Source organism: Novipirellula caenicola (genome assembly GCF_039545035.1).
Classification (GTDB): Bacteria; Planctomycetota; Planctomycetia; order Pirellulales; family Pirellulaceae; genus Novipirellula; species Novipirellula caenicola.
The window spans coordinates 1-21,632 of the sequence record NZ_BAABRO010000029.1 but is presented as its reverse complement, the minus strand read 5'-3'; the positions used below and the strand labels follow the sequence as shown (position 1 = coordinate 21,632).

General features: G+C 54.9%; 12 protein-coding genes. 11 read left to right on the top strand and 1 reads right to left on the bottom strand.

What is annotated here, in order from left to right; genetic code table 11:
• Positions 1-101 precede the first annotated feature (101 nt).
• The gene (locus ABEA92_RS29350) at positions 102-4,475 is read left to right on the top strand and encodes a hypothetical protein (RefSeq protein WP_345689090.1); all 4,374 of its coding nucleotides are present in this window, start codon (positions 102-104) and stop codon (positions 4,473-4,475) included.
• A gap of 764 nt (positions 4,476-5,239) precedes the next feature.
• Here ABEA92_RS29350 and ABEA92_RS29345 read toward each other — a convergent pair.
• Positions 5,240-5,950, bottom strand: coding sequence for a FadR/GntR family transcriptional regulator (locus ABEA92_RS29345; RefSeq protein ID WP_345689088.1), 711 nt, complete (start codon positions 5,948-5,950; stop codon positions 5,240-5,242).
• Between the two features lie 355 nt (positions 5,951-6,305).
• Between ABEA92_RS29345 and ABEA92_RS29340 the strand changes: the two genes are divergently transcribed.
• The 10 genes from ABEA92_RS29340 (at position 6,306) to ABEA92_RS29295 (ending at position 20,530) form a co-directional block, all read left to right on the top strand.
• Positions 6,306-7,640: a DUF1559 family PulG-like putative transporter gene (locus ABEA92_RS29340; protein WP_345689086.1), complete on the top strand. Its 1,335-nt coding sequence runs from the start codon at positions 6,306-6,308 to the stop codon at positions 7,638-7,640.
• Between the two features lie 330 nt (positions 7,641-7,970).
• Positions 7,971-9,236: a mandelate racemase/muconate lactonizing enzyme family protein gene (locus tag ABEA92_RS29335; RefSeq protein ID WP_345689084.1), complete on the top strand. Its 1,266-nt coding sequence runs from the start codon at positions 7,971-7,973 to the stop codon at positions 9,234-9,236.
• A gap of 6 nt (positions 9,237-9,242) precedes the next feature.
• Entirely contained in the window at positions 9,243-10,670 is a 1,428-nt protein-coding gene (locus ABEA92_RS29330) for an NAD-dependent succinate-semialdehyde dehydrogenase (RefSeq protein WP_345689082.1), read from the top strand.
• A gap of 21 nt (positions 10,671-10,691) precedes the next feature.
• The gene (locus ABEA92_RS29325) at positions 10,692-11,348 is read left to right on the top strand and encodes a bifunctional 4-hydroxy-2-oxoglutarate aldolase/2-dehydro-3-deoxy-phosphogluconate aldolase (RefSeq protein WP_345689080.1); all 657 of its coding nucleotides are present in this window, start codon (positions 10,692-10,694) and stop codon (positions 11,346-11,348) included.
• The gene (locus ABEA92_RS29320) at positions 11,345-12,436 is read left to right on the top strand and encodes a sugar kinase (protein WP_345689078.1); all 1,092 of its coding nucleotides are present in this window, start codon (positions 11,345-11,347) and stop codon (positions 12,434-12,436) included. Before ABEA92_RS29325 ends, ABEA92_RS29320 begins: the two co-directional genes overlap by 4 nt.
• A gap of 11 nt (positions 12,437-12,447) precedes the next feature.
• Positions 12,448-13,848 (top strand): sulfatase-like hydrolase/transferase, encoded by a 1,401-nt coding sequence (locus ABEA92_RS29315; RefSeq protein ID WP_345689076.1) that lies wholly within the window; start codon positions 12,448-12,450, stop codon positions 13,846-13,848.
• Positions 13,849-14,012: 164 nt separating this feature from the next.
• A complete protein-coding gene (locus ABEA92_RS29310; protein ID WP_345689074.1) occupies positions 14,013-15,515 on the top strand; it encodes a family 16 glycosylhydrolase in 1,503 nt (500 codons plus the stop codon).
• 56 nt (positions 15,516-15,571) lie between these two features.
• On the top strand, positions 15,572-16,765 hold the full coding sequence (locus ABEA92_RS29305) for a kappa-carrageenase (RefSeq protein ID WP_345689073.1): 1,194 nt from the start codon (positions 15,572-15,574) through the stop codon (positions 16,763-16,765).
• A 120-nt stretch (positions 16,766-16,885) separates the two neighbouring features.
• A complete protein-coding gene (locus ABEA92_RS29300) occupies positions 16,886-18,505 on the top strand; it encodes an MFS transporter (protein ID WP_345689071.1) in 1,620 nt (539 codons plus the stop codon).
• Positions 18,506-18,553: 48 nt separating this feature from the next.
• Entirely contained in the window at positions 18,554-20,530 is a 1,977-nt protein-coding gene (locus ABEA92_RS29295; RefSeq protein WP_345689069.1) for a glycoside hydrolase family 127 protein, read from the top strand.
• Positions 20,531-21,632 lie beyond the last annotated feature (1,102 nt).

Sequence of the window (21,632 nt, the reverse complement as noted above, 5' to 3'; positions counted from 1 at the left end):
TCGTCCACAAACTTAGCTCGAGATGCCAAAGTGGGTTCAAAGTTGGCTAAACTATGGCGATCTCTTTCTCGCCGTTGGCTCCCACCCCATTGCAAAGCATCATGTCTGAGATTCCTGTCTCGAGATTCCACCGTTGGTCGATTGCGTTCGTCTCCCTACAGGCAATGTTGATTTGTCTGTTGTCGCTGGGCCAAGTCGAGGTGCACTCGGCAGAGTCCACGGCGTTCGCGACTCCGATTCATAGCACGCAGCTCGATCGCGATGCGTTCACGCAGTGGGCCGAGGGGCGTGAATCGGCGATTCCCATGGAAGCGGCGAAGAATGGGCCGAGCGATATTCTATGGACAAGCGACAAACGCCCCGATTGGCGTGGTGTCCAGTTTGGCACCAACCGTGCCCCCGGCCCGCGACATTTGCGAATTGCATTCACCGAGTCCATCGGTATCGGCACCCTACTTGTACGTGGCGGTGCGACGCTAAGCGTCCTCAAGCCCGACGCGCCGTACCCCGGTGATCTGGGAAACGAGACGCACTGGCAATCGGCGGATCGCTTGTCGCCGGAACGTCCCCACAGTCGCGAGGACTATGACGTTTGGACGCTCCCTGCTGATACGAAGACGCGGGCGATTCGATTCACGCATGTCGCGGAGGCCGCCGATCAAAATCCCGCAGGATGGCTCGGAGGCGCATGGGTGCTTTCGGATCGCTTCGCCAACCTCGCCCCGCAAAGTATCCTCACCGCCACGGCTCGGCCCGAAGCGGCAGAGCGGCTCAACGACCAGTCGAACAATCGGCAATGGCACCCGTGGGACAACGGTGAGTCCGGAGCCGCGCTGCGTGTTTCGCCGGATCATCCCGAAATCATCACGATGGTTTGGCCGCGCGCGGTGAAACTGGAAGGACTGTGTCTATTGTGGGCTGAGTTTTCAACTGTCGAAGTGGATGCCTTTGCTGGTTCCCCTGAGACCGCCATTCGATCGGCTGCGGAGACCGATTGGCGGAAGGTCGCAGCCTCGGACACCATCGATCCCTACTATCCAATGGGGTTGGGGGCGAATTGGATCGGGTTCGACCAAGAGATTGAAACACGTGCCATTCGCTTGCGGATTACCGGCGGCTCAACCGCAACGCACTCGCATTTGGTCAACAAGATCAAAGACGGACGCGGTGTTTGGCTCGGTGAAATCGTGGCGCTGACGTCGCTTCATACCGCACCGCTCACTTCGGTCGACTTGCCCGCGATCCGCGAGGAGATTCCGCCTCCCATCCCCGTTAAGTTCACGCTTGCCGAGCCAAGCGTCGTCACGCTGGTGATTGAAGACGAACAGGGACGCCGCGTCCGCAATCTTGTCAGCGAGACGGAGTTTCCGGCCGGTGAGAATGTCGTTTGGTGGGACGGCAGCGACGATTTGTTGCGTGATCCCGAAGCCGCTCAGCATGGGCTCTATCATCTGCCGACACGGTTTGTCTCGCCGGGCACCTACACGGTACGCGGACTGACTCGCAAACCACTGGAACTGACTTACGAGCAAAGCGTTTATAGCGCGGGGCATCCCGCCTGGGAGACCGCTGACAAGACCGGTTGCTGGATGACCAACTACACGCCGCCGACCAGCATCGCTTGTGTCCCCGGCCGACGCACACGCGATGGCCAACCGCTCGTCTTTATGGGCGCCTTCGTTGCCGAAGGAGGGCATGGTTTGCAATGGTTGGCCGAAGACGGCACAAAGATTGGCGGCCAAGGTTGGGTCGGGGGAAATTGGACCGGTGCGACGACGTTGACCGTCGATCTTGGCCCTCGCGCGGTCGCGGATCACCTCTGCTACATCGCCTCGATCTGGGAAGGTGAGCTTCGCATCACGGCGAAGTCGCGTGACTTCCAAGACAAGCCGATTCTGAAGCTGCAACTAGGAGATGATCCACGTCCTGACAAGCGTCCGCGTGGCACGCAGCCTCTGCCAAGGCTGGTCAACTTTGATGGCGGCGACCGAAAGTTTGTGTTGGCGGGTATCGCGGCACACGACGGTGTCATTGCATGTTCGCTCATTCGCCAAAATGAAATTCGGTTCATCGAAACTGCCAGCGGAAAGACGATTCGCACCCAATCGATCGAAAACCCACGCGGGCTGGCCTATGACCAACAAGGACGATTGCTCGCACTGAGCGGGACCAAGCTGGTGCGTTTTGGCAAACAGGATTCGCCTGCGGAGACGATCATTGCCACGGGGTTGGATGATCCTCGCCATATCGCCCTGGATGATGAAGCAAACTACTACATCAGCGATCAAGGGCACTCGCATCAAGTCAAGGTTTTCTCACCGGACGGCAGATTGTTACGCACGCTTGGTAAATCGGGCGAGCCGAAAACAGGTCTGTATGATCCGCTGCACATGAATCATCCCAACGGCCTCGGTATCGATAGCCAAGGTCGTCTGTGGGTTGCCGAGAACGACTTTCATCCCAAGCGAGTCTCACTTTGGTCGCCCCAGTCCGAGTTGCTGCGGGCGTTCTATGGTCCCGGCGAATATGGTGGCGGTGGCGTGCTTGATCCGCACGACAAGACTCGTTTCTTTTACAAGGGACAAGAGTTTCACCTCAACTGGCAATCCGGTACCGACACGTTGGTCCGTGTTTTCTATCGGCCTTCGCCTCTGATGGAAGCGCATTACGGTCCGTATTCGCCGGATACGCCGTTGTACCCTGACGCACGTCGCGGTGAGCGTTATTTCACAAGTTGCTTCACTCACAATCCGACCAATGGAGACGGCGTCAGTTTTGTTTGGCGAGATGCCGGCGCGACCGTCGACTTAGTTGCGGCGGTAGGTAATGCTCACGCGTGGCCGATTCTCAAGACCGAGCCATTTGATGAATGTTGGCCCGAGGGGGCGGACCCACAAGGAGATGAAAATCGTAATCCGGCGGCGTTTGCGTGGTCCGATGCCAACGGTGATGGATTGCCGCAGCCCAGCGAAGTTCAGATCAGCCAAATCTCTTGCTCTGGCGTCACCACCCAGTCGGATCTGTCGATGGTGGTTGCTCGTTGGGGAAACCAAACCGTTCAATTTTTTCCCGTGAAGTTCAATGAACACGGAGCTCCGCTTTACGATCTTGCTGCACCGCAAGTGCTATTGACCGGTTCGCAGCGACCGCAATCGTCCGGTGGCGACCAAGCCCTTACCGAACCTGGCGGCTGGACAATTCACACCGTTGCTCCGGCACCATTCTCACCTTATGGATTGGGTGGATCGTTGGGCGGTCAAGCACGCTGGACCTATCCCAATGTGTGGCCTGGTCTGCACGCCAGTCATGAAGCGGCGATTCCGGGCCAGCCCGGCATGGTGATTGGCACCACGCGATTGCTCGGTGGCTGGATCCGCCCGGGCGGCGACGCAGGTTCGATCTTTGCCATCAACGGCAACATGGGAAATATGTACTTGTTTACTGCCGATGGTTTGTTCGTGGCGACGCTATTTCACGACATTCGCTTGCGGCCTAATTGGGCGATGCCGCAAGCCGTACGTGGCATGGATGTCAGCAACGTATCACTGCACGATGAAAACTTTTGGCCCAGCATCACCCAAACCGTCGATGGGAAAATTTTTGTCGTCGATGGCGGCCGCGTCAGCTTGGTGCGAGTGTCGGGTCTCGATTCCATCCGTCGTATTTCCGCACAACCGTTGACGGTTACCACCGACGATTTGGCAAAGGCTCGCGAGTGGTTCGTGCAAACCGAAGCAACGCGTCAAGCGGTCCTCGGCAGCGGCACCCTCAAGGTCACCCTGCGATCCACCGCGCCGCAGGTCGATGGTCGTCTGGAGGATTGGTCGCCGACAACCGACTGGGCACCCATCGACCGACGTGGTACCAAGGCAAACTTCAATAGCGATTCACGTCCTTATGACGCGAGCGCCGCGGTAACCATTGTCGGCGATCAACTCTTCGCCGCCTGGCGCACCAACGAGAAAGACCTTCTCACCAACAGCGGTGAAACGCCGCAAGCGTTGTTCAAAACCGGAGGCGCGCTTGACATCATGCTCGGCACCGACCTCGCGGCGAAAGCCGATCGTGCGGAACCGGCCCCCGGCGACTTGCGACTGCTGGTGACTCAGGTCAAAGGCAAGACTCGAGCACTGCTGTATCGAGCGAGTGTTCCTGGGACCCAACAACCGGTTGCGTTCAGCAGTCCATGGCGAACGATCTATCTGGATAGCGTCCAAGATGTCAGCGACAAGCTGAAATTGGCGAGCGACGGCTCTGGCAATTATGAAGTGCAGGTGCCGCTGAGTGTGCTCGAGTGGCAGCCTACGCTCGGCGAAACCTATCACGCCGATCTCGGCGTGCTGCGTGGCAACGGCGGTCAGACGAATCAGCGAGTTTACTGGTCCAATAAAGCCACCGCGATCACCGCCGATGTACCGAGCGAAGCAGAACTAACACCCAAGTTGTGGGGCCGATGGGAAGTCGTGGGTGAATGACGCTCGGACGCGATCGACTTGACGCAAAGGGGGTGGCTGCCTCCGTTTGTCGTCATCGTCATTTCAAAATATTTCCCGAATGCCATGAACCCTCCGGTGGCGTTCGGGCCGTTCCGCTAGAGCGTTACTGGAATCGGCGTAGGTCACCCAGCTTTAAAGGTAGTGGACGAGGCAACGAGTCCCGGCTTTAGAAGTAGTGGACGAGGCAACGAGTCCCAGCGACTGAGTGGCACGACAGGACTCGTTGCCTCGTCCACTACAGAGAAAACACTTCACCCGCGTGATTTGTAGCCAAACTCGAATGACGAAGTTATTTCCAAGCAGTACTTTAAAAGGGTTATACCGGAAAATGGGTGACAGGAAGATGAAGAGGCCGTGGAGGCTGACGACCACGACGGACCAATGATTTGTTCCCATTTTCTAACCCTTCATCTTTTAACCTTATTCAGGCCCAACCTGTTTGTCAAAACAAATCTGCTCGAAGCAACTGATGGCGAACGCATCGAACGCATTGAAACTCGCGACTTCTGAAGATCTTGAATCGAAGCCTGCACAACGTTTTGGCTATCCGCGGAGTGGCTTGAGTCGGAGTTTTGCAGGAAGGTTAAAAGATGAAGGTTAGAAAATGAGGGAGCGTCGGCACGTCCAAACTTGGTCACGGCGAGCCACTGCCTCACGCTATCTTCGGTCCGCCCTTCCACCAAGCTGGATTGTCAATGATCGTTCGGGTGCGATCGAGTGCAGTAAACGATTGCGATGGTGTCCTACGGCTGTTCAGTGGATGCCGCGATTCGCTCCGCTGCTTCGTCTAGATGTGCTTTCATGGCGGCTCGAGCGGCACGTGGCTTCCTCTCGATAATGGCCTTCATGACTTTTTCGTGCACGGGAATCGAAACGCGATTGTCAGAGGGCTGACGATTGGTCACGCGTAGACTTCCTTGTAACGCAACGCTGATCAGATTCGCCACCGGGGCAAAGAATGGATTGCCCGTCGCGCGCAAAATTGATGTATGAAATTCAGTGTCCGCCGCAAGAAACGCCTCGACATCTTCGGTCGACCGTTCCATTTGCTCAAATGCTTCCTTGATGTGGTCCAGGTGCTCATCGCTGCCTCGCGTGGCCGCAAACGAAGCAGCAGCTGGCTCGATCGTTTGACGAAATTCGGTCAGATAGGAAAGCAGTTTGCCATCACCATCGGCGCGGGTCTGCCACGCGAGAACTTCGGGATCGAGGTAGTTCCAACAGTTCGGCGGCTGCACAATCGTTCCGCGTTTGGCCTTCGATTCGACTAACCCCTTGGCCGCCAGCGACTTGATCGCTTCACGGATCACGGTGCGGCTAACCCCCATGCTCTCACAAAGCGACACCTCCTGAGGCAATGCGGTTCCAGGCTCCCATTGGCCGGCCAAAATGCGTTGCCCTAAATCGTGAACGACTTGGCCACATAGGTTTCTGCGAAGCCCCGATTTCTTCATTTTGCACTACCCATCGCGTTACGATCGCCGTGTTGATTTTGACCCGCAATTGACAACTTCCCGCCCTATGACCTTACGAGCGCAATCCAAACGCGGCCACTGCGTGATCGTCGGGAAAAAAGAAAATATTGAGGAATTCTGGAAACAAACTCTAGACGCGTTCTAATTGTCATACAATAATACCGATGGCGAGTGGCGGGCACGTCAGCATTGTGCCGCTTCGAAGGGAATTCGCTTTTGCTTAACCGGCCGAGTTAAGTGGGGTTGCGTGTGATATTCATTCGGTGGATCGGCGAATCTTGGTTCTCGTTGATCGGTTTCCACCAAACAAATCTTTTTGAGCGGAGGGTTTCAAATGGGAAAGGGAGACGTTGTGAACAAGAGTGACGTGGAAACGCAGGCGGTGGTAGGCAATTGTGGGAAAGCACGCAGCGGTTTCACTTTGGTGGAACTGCTGGTCGTGATCGCAATCATCGGGGTCCTGGTCGGGTTGTTGTTGCCAGCGGTCCAGGCCGCGCGGGAGGCGGCTCGACGGATGAGCTGTAGCAATAATTTCAAGCAAATTGGATTGGGGATTCATAACTATCATAGTGCTTACAATCAGTTGCCCACTCACAAGTCGGGGACATCGGGCTTTAGTGGTCTGACACGAAACAGTTCAGGAGCAACGAGTGCCGCGTTCAGTTTTGTTGACCCCGCAATTGGCGGAAACGGTCCGACGGGGACGAATCAGTCGGAACTGAGTTTTCTGGTTGCGATCACGCCATTTGTCGAAGGACAAGCTTTGTGGGAACAGATCTCGAATCCCAATGCACCCGACAGTGATGGCAGTGCGGGCGTTTGGCAAGCCATGGGACCGACCCCTAGCGATTCGGGCCCAGGCGATGGCGACTACGGTCCTTGGTTTACCGAAATCCCCATGCTTCGTTGCCCAAGCGATCCAGGTGTGGGGCTTCCCGCCTTCGGCCGCACCAACTATGCCGCTTGTCTTGGCGACAGCCCGGCTCGCGGTTCGGCTGGCCAAGCTCGGGATGACAATTCATCCAATTCCAATACAGCCGAGTGGACACGTTCGGGACAGCGTGGAGCGTTCGTGCCGAAGCAAAAGACGGCTTTCCGTGACATTTTGGATGGTTTGGCAAACACCATCATCGCGGGTGAAATTGCAACCGACATAGGTGATCGTGATACACGCACGCAACCACGACAAGGATTGGGCAGTACCATCCCGCCAAGTGGCGCCTTCACGGGGCGAGATCCGAATCGTCCACAGTTTTGGTCGGCGTCGGGAGTTGCGCTTGTGGGTAACGCAGCATACTTGCGAGGCTATCGTTGGGCGGATGGGAATCCTGTTTTCACATCGGTGGTGACGATTTTGCCACCCAACTCGGCGACCGCGCTGCTCGCTCCTAACGCGGATAGTGGGATCACAACGCAAGCGAATCTGCGAGCCGAACAGTGCCCTGGTTACCTGGCCCCCAGCAGCCGCCACCAAGGTGGATGTCATGTGTTGATGGGCGATGGAGCGGTGAAGTTCATCACCGACTCGATCGAAGCAGGAAATGCGGACCAATTGTTCGTTCGACACAATGGCACGGGTGCACGTGCACCTGGTCAACAAAGCCCCTACGGTCTGTGGGGCGCCTTGGGGACTCGTGGTGCCAAGGAAACGATCCAAGAGGCCTTGTAGACTCTGCTTGGACTCGATCGTTTCTTCGTCCAATGGTTTTTCCGCAGTGGTAGCTCGCGGATCCCATACAATGAACTCGGGCTCACCTGTGAGGCCCGTTGGTTTGGGAGAGACCTGAGTGTCGCCACTGCGGAATGGATTGGCCGCTGAGATTTCAAATGTCTTTTGCGGCCGCCGCCTCGCGTTGCCTTTTCAGAAGATTCAATTTATCAGCAGCGTGGAGCTCGTCGAACGAGGGCTTCTTGGTGTCGCCAAACGACCGAAGTTCCCGACGACTTTCGCTGCGATCTCAATCCAATTCATCGCTTGAAAAAATAGCGATCAGTAGCCATGAACACTCAGCATCTTTCAACGGCCATGTTTTCGGCTCCCGCCAATTCGGCGGATCGCGTGCACGCTCCGGCGCATCAAAGCAGTAGCAGCGGGGACAAACAATCTGCGACTCGGATCGTTGCCATCCGCACCTACCATTTGCGAGACCACCTCGAGGTGCCCTTCGGATTTTCTCAGTGGTTTTACAGCACACGAAACACCCTATGGGTCGAAATCGTTGCCGCGGATGGCACGACCGGATGGGGTGAATGCTACGGACCCTCAGAGGTTTACCAGGCGGCGATTACCAACTTCTACGCTCCTCGCTTGATGAACCAGAATGCCATGGCGACCGATGTGCTATGGCACACGATGTGGCGGGCGTCACTCGACTTTGCTCGTGGCGGCGTGATGATGGGAGCGATGTCGGGGATCGACATGGCACTGTGGGATCTCCGCGGCAAGATTTTGGGGCAATCGGTCTCGGATTTGATGGGCGGACGTTATTTTGACGAAATTCCCTGTTATGCAACGGGGATGTATTTCAAGGAAATGCCCGAAGAAGAACTGATCGCATCGATTGTCGACGAAGCCTGCCGTTACGAATCGCAAGGGTTTCAAGCACTGAAAATCAAAGTGGGCAAAAACATCGCGTTCGATATTCGTCAAATCGAAGCGATGCGTGCTGCTTTGCCAAAGATGACGATGATGGCCGATTCGAATCACGCCTACGATTTAAGTGAGGCGATCAAAATTGGCCGTGTGCTTAGTGAGCATGACTTTGCTTGGTTCGAAGAACCGCTGTCGCCCGAGTTTGAACAGCAATTTCGCCAGTTGCAAGACAAAGTCGATGTTCCAATCGCAACGGGGGAATGTGAGCAAACACGCTACGGGTTCCAGCGGCTGTTGTCGACCGGCGGTGTGCAGATCGCGCAGCCCGATTTGGCGTATTGTGGCGGTCCGTCCGAGGCACTGAAGATTCGAAATTTGGCTTCATCAATGGGGATCAATGTGGTGCCACACTGCTGGGGCACGATGCTGAATCTTGCCGCGGCCACGCATTTCCTTGCCTCGGGATATCGCGAGCCAGGCCGCAAGGAAGCGGCGGCACCGCTGCTGGAATACGATCGCACCGAGAACGCGTTGCGTGACGAGTTGTTTGAGATTCCGGTCGAGATTGACAAGGGGATCGCAAAGGTTCCGACGGGACCGGGGCTTGGCGTTAAGGTCAATCAGGACGCAATGAAATCGTTTGTGGTCAGTTCAACGGAAGTGAAGGCATAGGTAGTCATGGCAAACTTGTTCCCATTGCTAATTGATGGCCGTGCCGTCACGTCGGACAAGGTGTTTGAGGTCGTCAACCCGGCGAGCGAAGAAGTCATCGGCCAGGTTCCCGAAATCGACGCCGATGCGGTCGAGCTTGCCCTGGCTGCGGCACAACGAGCGTTCAAGACGTGGTCACGTATGCCGCTATCGAAACGTCAGCCGTTGATCTTGAAGTACGCCGAGTTGTTGGAACAGCATCGCGACGAGATTCTCGATTTGCTGATCGCAGAAACCGGCAAACCGATCGGCAATGCCGAATACGATTTCGGCATGCTGACGACCTGTTTGCGATACTTTTGCGAAGAGGCTGCTCGGATTGATCAACAAGTCATTACTGATCCCGATGGTCGATTCCTACATTACACGCTGCGGCAACCGTTAGGGGTCGTGGTCGGCTACTTGGCCTGGAATTTCCCGCTGTTGAACCTCGGCTACAAATTGGGCCCGGTACTGGCGTCCGGCTGCACGGCGATCGTCAAACCGTCTCAGCTAACGCCGCTGGCGTCACTGCGGTGTGCCCAGTTGTTATCGGAAGCGGGAATCCCAGACGGCGTGGTGAACGTTTTCAGCGGAACGGACTATGAAATCAGCCGACCGTTCTTGGAAAGCAAAATCCCGTCGATGTTCACGATGATCGGTTCGACACGGGCTGGCGTTGCAGCGATGAAGACCGCGTGCAGCAACGTCAAACATTTCTCAGTCGAACTCGGGGGCAACGCACCGGTGCTGGTTTATGCCGATGCCGATGTCGAAGCCGCAGCCAATAGTGTTGTCGATTTGAAGTTTGCGAATTCCGGACAAGTTTGCGTGTCACCGAACCGCTGTTTCGTACACGAGTCGGTTTACGAGCGGTTCATCGACGCGGCGGCTAAGCGAACATCGAAGATTACGCTAGGCGCCGGTCGCGGCGACGAATCCCTGATGGGCCCTGTGTTGACCGAAAAAGCACGTGACCGCATGTTGGCCTTGATCGAAACCGCGAAACAATCCGGTGCGTCGGTCGTTTGTGGCGGCAACAAACCCAACCGCAAAGGGTACTTTCTCGAACCCACCATTTTGCGAGATGTCAGCCGCGAGATGGATGTCACCTGTGATGAAATCTTCGGCCCTATTTTGCCGGTGATCAAGTTCAGCAGCGCGGACGACGAAATCGCATTGGCCAATGACAGCGAATTTGGATTGGCGGCCTACGTTTACACCACCAATCTGCAACGAGGACTTCGAGCCGCTGCGGAAATCGAAGCCGGCAGCGTGTGTGTCAACGAGGTCCACTACGCCGTCCATCTACCGCACGGTGGATTGAAGCAGAGCGGAGTGGGGAAAGATTGTTCGCGATACTCGCTGCAAGAATACCTGACTCTCAAACGAGTCTCGGTATTGGTCAACCCGTAGTTTTTTTGATGAAGACTTTCCATGGAATTTCCCCAAGCAATTCTTTCACGCCTTCGCACTTCGGGCGTCGTCGCCGGATTTTCGGTAGAGCGTGTTGCCGATGCGGTGCCCATTGCACGAGCCTTGCTCGATGGCGGGATTGACGCGATCGAGCTGACTTTGCGTACCGACGCAGGCATCGAATCAGTGCGTGCGATCTGCGCCGAGTTCCCAGAAATGCTAGTCGGTGTCGGCACCATCTTGACCCCTGAGACGGCGAAACAAGTTCACGCGGCCGGAGCGGCATTCGGAGTGGCGCCTGGGACGAATCCACGCGTCGTTCGTGCGGCACAACAAGCGGGGCTGCCTTTTGCTCCGGGGATCGCGACGCCGACGGATCTCGAATTGGCAATCGAGTTGGGATGCCGCTTTGTCAAGTTTTTTCCTGCCGAACCCTGTGGCGGCATCGAGTACCTGCGAAGCATGTCAGCGCCCTACAAGCATTTGAATATCGAATACTTTCCACTCGGCGGAATCAATGCCGACAACATGTTGCTGTACCTGCAGGAACCCAACGTGTTGGCCATTGGTGGATCGTGGATCGTCAATAAACAGCTGGTGGAAAGCCAAGCTTGGACGGGCATTAGCGCTCGCGCTGCGGACGTCATCAAACGAGTTAAGGAGAGTGTCAAGCGATGAGTGGGATTGTGGTTGCCTTCGGAGAAATCATGTGCCGGTTGGCTTCGCCCGAGCATCTGCGTTTGCGGCAAACGCGGTCGCTCGAGGTGACCTATGCGGGGGCCGAAGCGAACGTGGCTGCGTCAATTTGTAACTTCGGTGGGCGAGCACGTTATGTCACCGCGTTGCCGCAGCACGATTTAGCGGACGCAACGATGGATTCGCTTCGCGCCGTTGGTATTGACACTCGCTATGTGCTAAGAACCGCGAAGGGGCGATTAGGACTGTATTTTCTAGAGACGGGTGCCAATCAGCGTCCCAGCAAGGTGATTTACGACCGATCCGATTCGGCAATCGCGATCACGCCGGCCGAAGCGTACGATTGGGATTCGATCTTTGCAGGGGCCGATTGGTTGCATCTAAGCGGGATCACGCCGGCGCTGTCAGAGAACTCTGCCGAGGCGACACGGGTTGCTGCGAAAAAGGCCAAAGCGGCCGGTGCGACCGTCTCGATCGATTTGAATTTTCGGGCAAAGTTGTGGAACTGGGACACATCAAAGTCGGCACGACAACTCGCCCAAGAGACGATGAAGGGCATTCTGCCCTTTGTCGATGTGGTGATTGCCAACGAGGAAGATTGCCACGACGTGTTGGGCATCCAAGCCGGGGACACCGACGTTCATGCGGGATCATTAGACACGTCACATTATCCCGATGTGGCAAAGCAAGTGGTGAAACAATTTCCAAACGTTCGCAAGGTGGCGATCACTCTGCGAGAAAGCATCTCGGCGACCCATAACAACTGGGGCGCGATGTTGTTTGACGCTGCCGACGATCGACCTTATTTCGCGCCACTCGATGCGAGTGGGAATTACCAATCCTACGAGATCAAAAACATCGTCGATCGCGTTGGCGGCGGTGACTCCTTTGCCGGAGGGCTCATTTTTGCCCTCACGACACCGGAGCTTAGTGAGGCGCCGACGGCGCTTCGCTTTGCCGTTGCGGCATCCTGTTTGAAGCATTCGATCAAAGGCGATTTTAATTACTCGACGCGAAGCGAAGTCGAAGCCTTGATGGGCGGTTCGGCTTCGGGCCGTGTGATTCGGTAAGGATTTTAAACATGAAAATGATCATTGCAATGTTCTTCGTGGTGCTGGGATCGGTGGCGGCGTTGGCCGACACGCCAGCGAAGCCAAACATCGTGTTGCTGTTTGCAGACGATGCCGGCTATGGCGATTTTGGGTTTCACGGCAGCCATCATTTCAAAACGCCCCACTTGGACAAACTAGCCAAATCCGGCATCCGGCTCTCGCAGTTTTATGTGACCGGAGCGACCTGTGGACCATCGCGGGCGGGCATGCTGTCGGGCCGCTACCAACAACGGTTTGGTTACGAAGAAATCAATGTGCCCGGAATCATGAGTCCGCACAGCAAACTGTTGGACGACGAGATGGGGTTGCCGACCGACATCAAGATGATGGGCAATTACCTGCAGGACCTTGGCTATCGCACTGCGGTCTTTGGCAAATGGCACATGGGGGTCGCCGATCGATACCATCCGTTGCGGCGAGGTTTTGACGAATTTTATGGTTTTCGTGGCGGGGCTCGTAGCTTTTTCGCCTATCCCGACCCTAGTCGCACTGCGCACGAGAATTGGATGGAGCGAGGATTTGAGAACTACCAAGAACACGAAGGGTATTTGACCAACGTGCTAGCCGACGAAACGTGCGAGTTCATCCAACGCAATAAAGACAATCCATTCTTTGCTTATGTGTCGTTTAACGCGGTTCACACTCCGATGGAAGCTGATCCACAGGACAAGGATACGTTTCCGCATCTTCAAGGGGATCGTCGCATCGCCGCTCAAATGATGCTGTCGATGGACCGAGCTTGCGGCCAAATCATGGACAAGATCGAAAAACTTGGACTTCGCGAGAACACCATGGTGGTCTTTTCAAACGACAATGGCGGGCCCATGGACAAAAACGGATCGAGCAATTACCCGCTCGCCGGCGTGAAAGCGACTCAGCTCGAAGGTGGAATCCGTGTGCCGGGCATCATCTCGTGGCCGGGGGCGTTAAAAGCGGACGCCGTCTACGACGCACCCACTATCACGTTGGATTTGATCCCGACTTTCGTGGCGGCCGGTGGTGGTGATCCGGCGGCGCTAGAAGGGCTCGACGGAGTCAACCTGCTTCCTTATCTGCGCGGCGAAAAGTCGGGGCGGCCACACCAAACGTTGCACTGGAAAATGGAAACTCGCGGTGCAATACGTCATGGGGACTGGAAACTATTGCGGTACCCCGATCGACCTGCCGAACTGTTTGATTTGGCCAAGGATCCGGCCGAACAGAATGATTTGGCGGCCGTGCACCCCGAGTTGGTGCGAGAGCTATTCAAGAAACACTTTGCTTGGGAACTTGAACTGCAACGTCCACTTTTCATGTTACGACGAGCCGAGGAAGGATGGTCGGCGCGGCGAGCGACCGAATTCCGCAAACCGCCCACCAAGGATTACTAAGCGTCGTCCCGAAAACGAATCCGCCTCGCCGCTTGCTCACGCAGCGCGGCGAGAGAAGGCTACTCGTGAACGGATAAACCAACCGAACTTCGGAATCTTGATGATTCGACCCTGATGGCCACCGGCAATTAAAACCAGCCCGTTTCACCAACCGATGCAATCCAATGAAAATCAATCAGCCCCCATTCATATTGCTCGCAGTGTTGTCGCTACTGTCGAGCGCGAGTATGGCTCAGGATGCCAAGGTCGGCTCGTTGCCAAGCAGCGCGGCGGGTTCGAGCGAGGACGTGCTGCCGTTTTCTGATCCAACCAACATGGGGAACTGGGTGCTCAGGAAAGACATCAGTGATGAATTCGAAGGCGACGAAATCGATTCGTCAAAATGGTTCGTCGAAGGTGCAGGAGGCGATTATTACATTTGGAAAGGCCGTGCCCCATCGCAGTTTGCCCCCCACAATGTGATCGTCGAGGATGGCAAACTGAAGATTCGTTCGCAGTGGGAACCCGATTTTGATTTTGCAAAGGATGAAGGGCACGAGGGGAATACCTATCGCACGCACAAAGGCAAGGATGTTCCGGTCACAACCGGCGCGGTTGTCAGCCGCAAACGGTTTCTGAACGGGTACATGGAGGTGAAATCGAAGGCGGGCGATTCGGCAATGACCGCCGCGTTCTGGGCCATCGGCTACGAATCAGAACTCGATGTTTTCGAGCAAATGGGCCGACCAAACAAAGATACAAATGGCGATGGCGTCGTTGATCCCGGGCTCGATATCACCGCCGACAGCACCAAGATGAGTGTCCACGATTGGCAACCACCCGCCAAGCGACCAACACGTAAATTTGGTTACACCAAAAAACTGCCCTTCCGTACCGCGGATGATTTTCATGTCTACGGGTGCGAGTGGGGCGAAGATTACTTGAAGTGCTTCATCGATGGCGAATTGGTTTACGAGACAACTCAGGCAAAGGAGGGCAAACACTGGGTGTTGACGAACCCGCTGGAGATCTGGTTGGACTCGGAAATCTTTGTGTGGCTCGGATTGCCGACCCAGGATGAATTGCCGACCGACTTCGAAGTCGAATACATGCGAGTGTGGCAGAAACCACGGACGAACCTGCTCGACCGTGCTTTCTTTGGCTTTGAGGGCCCCTTCTTGTTTCAAGACCAACCTCGACCATTGGATCTTGTGCCGGAGAGTTCGGAAAACAATGACTATCAACAGTTCTGGAAGATCGATGAGCAGTCTGCCAAACATTTGTCGATCGTTCGGCACGAGAACTTTGCCTCAGGCACACGTAGCCTAAAGTTTCGCACCGACGGCCAATTGGCGGCCGACTCCGTCGTAGCAACCAGCCCCAAGGGCACGGTCGATTTGGATGCTGGCAATTTCGAATTGGCGGTGAAGGTCCAAGTCGATGCAAAGAGTACCGCCAAAACGATGCGGTTATCCCTGATCGATTCGGACGTGTTGCTTGCCGAGATCGATCTTTCGAGTCTTCCCCGAGACCAATGGGTCAATGTGACGCGGCGATTCACGTTGCAGCAACCCGCCTCGGCCAATGATCAACTCACGATTTCATTTGATAAATCAGATGTCCCAGCCGGACCCAATTTGATCTATGTCGATGACGTCGCTGTGCAACGTGCTTCGAAGTCTCGCTGACGCGTAAGTCAGTTCGGCGTCCCTCTCCTCATCCTGTAAACGAAAGATCTCTGAAAATGAAAAACAACTTCTTCCTTATTGCCTCGGTGGTGTTCACGTTGGCAAGCACCGCTGCTTTGTCGCTCGCGGAAACTCCATCGCCTGTCGGAGACGTGTTTGCATCGAATCCGGATAGCTGGGCCTTTGCATCAGAGTTCTCGGACGAATTTGATGGCGATCAAGTCGACACGCGAAAATGGAATATCGATACCGAAGACTGGGGCACATGGAGCTGGGAACCAGAGAACGCATTCCTGAGCGATGGCTCGCTGAAACTGCAAATGGTGCAGCAGTACCATCAACGTGGCAATACAAAGCTGGCCTACAAATCAGGAATCGCCCGAACGCATCAAACGATCACCTATGGATACTTCGAAGCTCGCGTGAAAGGCTGCGAATTGTTCCCCGGTGCTTCGCCCGCTTTCTGGTTGCACAGCAAAGGCGAGGACAATCGTTACACTGCCAAAGACGGTGAAACGGTGGCTTATTCCGAGATCGATATCATTGAATTGCAACAAGGCGAATGGAACGCGGAAACAAAAGAAGACAACGGCGTCGACATGATCGATTGCAATCTTCATAACGTATTGATCAAAAACGGCCAGCGACAGTGGATGCGTCCCAATACGCACCCTCAAACAAACAAGAACGAATACCACGCATCGTTTGATCCGCGAGACGACTACCACGTGTATTCCGTTGAAAACAACAAAGATTTTGTGGTGTGGTACATCGACGGAAAGGAAATTGCGAGGAAACCTAACCTCTATTGGCATCTTCCGATGCACGTAACGCTTTCGCTTGGTTTGCGGCGGCCGTTTGAAAACTACGTCAATGGTCAGCGGGTTGCGGTTCTCGAAAAAACCACTGAAGAAGGTTTCCCGACCACCATGAGCGTCGACTATGTGCGTGTGTGGCGAAATACCAGCCTAACGCAGCCCCGTTCGACTTCCGGAAAACAAGTCTCCACGGCAAAAAAGAAAAACTCAGCCGCCGCTACAAAACCGGTTGCGAAGAAACCGAGCGGAGAATTTGACATGAGCAAAGACGAGTTTATCGCCATGGAAAAAGCAAAATGGGAAAAGAGTGGATGGACCTGGAATCAAGCAAAAGTCGAAGCCAATTTCGCTGAGCTCGACACCAACCAGGACGGCATTGCGTCTGGATTGGAACGGCAAACTTGGTTTGCCAAAAAGAAGGCCGGGAATTAGTCACCCGTTTTGAAATGCAGCGTAGTGGAATTCTGCCGTTTTCCTCTGTTTTCGTCGAATGATGGCGAATTCCACGATCGCGAGCCGCCCCCCAAGTCCCAACAGCCAAAAAGTCAGCCGATGGATTCCCCTACGAGAAACGCTCTGGTTTACTCAACGATCGTCGCCATGGGCGGATTTTTGTTCGGTTTGGATGCGGCGTTGATCTCTGGAACGATCGACTATATCAGTGAAGAATTTTCTCTCTCACCCGAACGATTGGGGGCTGCCGTTAGCGCGCCGCTGTTAGGCGTGCTGATTGCACTTCCATTTGCCGGTTGGATCTGCAATCGCTTTGGCCGCAAGAAGGCCATTCTTCTGATCGCGGCGCTCTATTTAATCTCCGCTGTTTCATCGGCACTGGCTCCAAACTATTGGTCGTTGGTCGCCGCCCGATTCCTAGGCGGACTCGCGTTTAGTTCGATCGCTCTGGCGTCGATGTATATCGGTGAAATTGCTCCACCAAAACTGCGAGGCAAACTCGTCTCGATGACACAGATCAATATCGTCATCGGACTCTCCGGTGCCTACTTTGTTAACTATCTGATTAACCATTGGGCCACCTCCGGTGCTTCGTGGACGCTCGATCTCGGGCTTGCGGATCACACATGGCGTTGGATGCTTGGTTCGGAAATTCCATTTGCCATCGCTTGGTTTTTTCTGCTGTTGGTGATTCCTGAAAGCCCAGCGTGGTTTATCTACCAACACCGTGACGAGGATGCAAAGCGGACGCTGCGAAAACTGATGCCCAACGACGCAATCGATGCACATGTTGCCGAGGTTCGCGAAAGTATCCACAAGAGCACCGAGGATCATTCGATCACGGCACAATTGCGTGAGATTTTGGGGAAGCCGATGCGGCTTACCTTTATCATTGCCATGGCAATTGCGATCGCTCAGCAATCCAGCGGTATCAACGCGGTGCTGTTCTATGCCCAGACGATTTTCAAGCAGCTCGGGATCGGTTCCAACGCGGCGTTTCAACAGGCCATTTGGGTTGGTTTGACCAGTATCGTCTTCACGGTTTTAGGATTGTTATTGGTCGACCGTCTTGGACGCCGTCCGTTGATCATTTGGGGAATGATTTGGATCATCGCAAGCCTGGGGCTCTGCTCGTACGCGTTTCACCAAGCACGCTATGTCGTCGATGAAGCCACCGTCGCTGCAATGGCAGCGGAAGAACCGAACGAAGCGAATTCGGATCTGGCGTCGCGAGCGGTATCGACGGACGCCGAACGTCTGGGACCTTTGGTAGGCATCGAATACGAAAGCGATGTTGCGTTCAAACAGGCGATCCGAGATGCACTTGGCAAGGATGGTGCTGCGAAACGCGAAGGGCGATTGCTTGATGCATCGATCAAGATCAATGCGAAGATGGTGTTGCTAGGCATCCTGAGTTTTATTGCCGCCTTTCACTTTTCCGTCGGGCCGGTGATGTGGGTGCTCTTCTCAGAGATCTTTCCAGTGTCGGTTCGCGGCATCGCGATTCCCTTTTTTACGATCATCACCAGTTTGACCAGTTGGCTGATCTCGTTCATTTTTCCTCGGCAACTCGAAAGCTGGGGGATGTCGGCGGTCTTTCTGTTTTATGCTGCAACCGTATTCGCCGGATTGATGGTTCTGTTCTTCACTCTCAAAGAAACCAAGAACATGAGCATCGAAGAGATCCAGGATGCTTTGCAGTCCAGGGCATCGGCGTGATGGATCACAAAGCCGCAACCAAAATCTTAAGAGAGAAATAGTTCCATCATGATTGACACATCACAAAGTCCCCACATCAAACTCCGAAGTATTGGTATCGGCCAGTGCCGTTGGACCGAAGGATTTTGGGCGGAAAAGTTCCAACAATGCACCGAGGTGATGGTGCCCCACATGGGATCGCTGTTGAAAGGCGATATCGGCCACGGATTGAACAACTTCAAAATCGCAGCCGGGCTGAAACAGGGGAAACACCAAGGATTTGCTTGGCATGACGGTGATTTTTTTAAATGGATGGAAGCAGCCGTCTATGTTTATGCGGTCAACAAAGACCAAGCGATCGTTGACGAACTAGACCAAGTGATCGAGATCATCGGCAAGGCTCAGCAGGCCGATGGATACCTGCACACCAATATCCAGATCGATGGGATCAAGCATTTTTCGAATCGCAAGTACCACGAGATGTACAATTGCGGCCATTTGTACACAAGTGCCTGTGTTCATCACCGTGTCACCGGCAAGACGAACTTTTTAGAGATTGCCATTCGGAATGCGGATCTGCTTTACAAACGGTTTCAGCCGCAACCCAGAGAACTAGGGCGGTTTGGGTTCAATCAATCTCAGATCATGGGATTGACCGAACTTTACCGCACAACCCGCGATCGTCGCTATTTGGAGTTGGCGGAAATCTTTATCAACAATCGGGGCAAGTACGAGGTCGTCGAGGATTCGAGCACCGAGGGATACCCGATCGGCGACATGGTCCAAGAACGCGTGCCGTTGCGTGAAGAGACCGAGGCCGTGGGCCATGCGGTATTGGCCTTGTACTACTACGCTGGCGCTGCCGATGTCTACGCCGAAACCGGCGAGCAAGCGTTGATCGATGCACTGGATCGACTATGGGACAATGTGTGCAACAAGAAAATGTATGTGACCGGCGCGGTGGGACAGGCTCACTTTGGCGCTTCGACACGTCGCGACAAGATTGAGGAAGGTTTCCTCGAGCAATACCTGATGCCGAATTCGACGGCCTACAATGAAACCTGCGCCAACATTGCCAACGCGATGTTCAATTTCCGAATGCTGGGAATCAAAGGCGAGGCGAAGTACGCGGACGTCATGGAATTGGTTGCCTACAACAGCGCGTTGGTCGGCATTAGCGCCGACGGCAAGCACTACTTTTATGCCAATCCGCTGCGAATGAACAAGGGGCAACGCGAATATCAAGACCATCGGGATTGTACCGAGTCGGCCTGTCGCAAACCCTACATCGAGTGCTTTTGCTGTCCACCGAACTTGGTACGCACCATCGCCAAGCTGTCGTGTTGGGCCTACAGCATCGCAAAAAACGGCGTCGCTGTGAATTTGTATGGCGGCAACCGACTGGAAACGAAGCTAGCGGATGGATCGGATTTGATACTTCATCAAGATTCGGCTTATCCATGGAACGGCAACGTTAAAATCACCATCGATTCGTGCAAGGATTCGCCGTTTGAGATTCTTGTGCGGATTCCGGGATGGGCGGACGAGTGCACGCTGCGGGTCAACGGCGAAGACGCCGGGGTACCGATCATCGCCAGCACATACGCACGGATCGAGCGATCTTGGCAGTCCGGCGATACGATCGAGCTAAAACTTCCGATGGAAGTGCGGCTGATGAAGGGGCATCCGTTGATCGAAGAAACTCGCAATCAAACTGCGGTCAAAGTCGGGCCGCTAGTGTACTGTGTTGAATCGCCGGATCTACCCGAGGACGCAAGTACATTGGATGTCTATTTGCCGAGCGATATTCAGTTCGAGAAACAGCAGGATCCCAGTTTGCTCGACGGGGCAACCACACTTACCGGCGAGGTACTGCTGAAGTCCGACTCACGCGACTCGATGTATGCACCCATGGGCACGCCCGAGTGGACAAGTGCCCGCGTACGCTTCGTCCCCTATTATGCTTGGTCGAATCGCGGCGAAGCCGAGATGACGGTGTGGCTACCCCTGGTGTGGAAACATCCTCACGTTGGACAGCCCTGTTAGAAGAGCAAGCGTCAGCGTCGCTGGCACTCTCCCCTCGACGAAACAAGATTGCCGATGTCATCGCGAGCATAGAAGGCCGGAGGCCGACACCTTTTCCGCTGGGTAGCTATGCTCGCCAGAGCGTGGATGGTGCATCACCGCGTTAGCCAATGCGGCAAATAGACCGGAAAGACTCCTGCAGACCTGCGCACAAGGGTAGACAGGAAAATGGGTGACAGGAAGATGAACATGCCGTAAGGACTCGCGAGCACGACGGAGCATTCGTGCTTCCCCATTTTCTAACCCTTCATCTTTTAACCTTTTTTTAAGGCCAACCCGTTTGTCTGAACTAATCAGCTCAAGACCATATCGCTGACGAGGTGACACTTCGAATCATGGGGTATGACATTTTCTTGCCCAACATTGGTTCGATCATCGCAAGCGCACTAGGCCGGAGGCCGGCACACTTGCAGAGAGTGTGTCGCACTCTGGGCTATGTTTTTGCCCGACGTTTGCCGCTGGGTAGCTACGCTCGCCCGAGCGTGGATGGTGGCATCTCAACGTTAGCCAAAGCGGCAAATAGACCGGAAAGACTCCTGCAGACCCGCGTAACGGGGGTATACAGGAAAATGGGTGACAGGAAGATGAAGAAGCCGCAGAGGCTGGCGACCACGACGGAGCATTCGTGCTTCCCCATTTTCTAACTCTTCATCTTTTAACCTTTTTTAAGGCCAACCCGTTTGTCAAAACAAATCTACTCGAAGCAACTGATGGCGAACGCATCGAACGCATTGGAACTCGCGAGTTTCGAAGATCTTAACTCGAGGTTTGCATGACATTTTGGCCATCCGCGAAGTGGCTTAAGTCGGAGATTCGCAGGAAGGTTAAAACATGGAAGGTTAAAAAATGGGGAACGCAGGCACGTCCAAACTTGGTCACGGCGAGCCGCTGCTGACTTGGTCTTTCGGTCACGTCAACGAAACAAGACTGCCGAAGTCATCGCGAGCGAACTAGGCCGGAGGCCGACACATGAACTGCCGTTGGCGTTAGCCAACGGTTTAGAGGCGACCTACACCGCAAGGCCGGAGGCCGGCACACTTGCAGAGATTGTGTCGCACTCTGG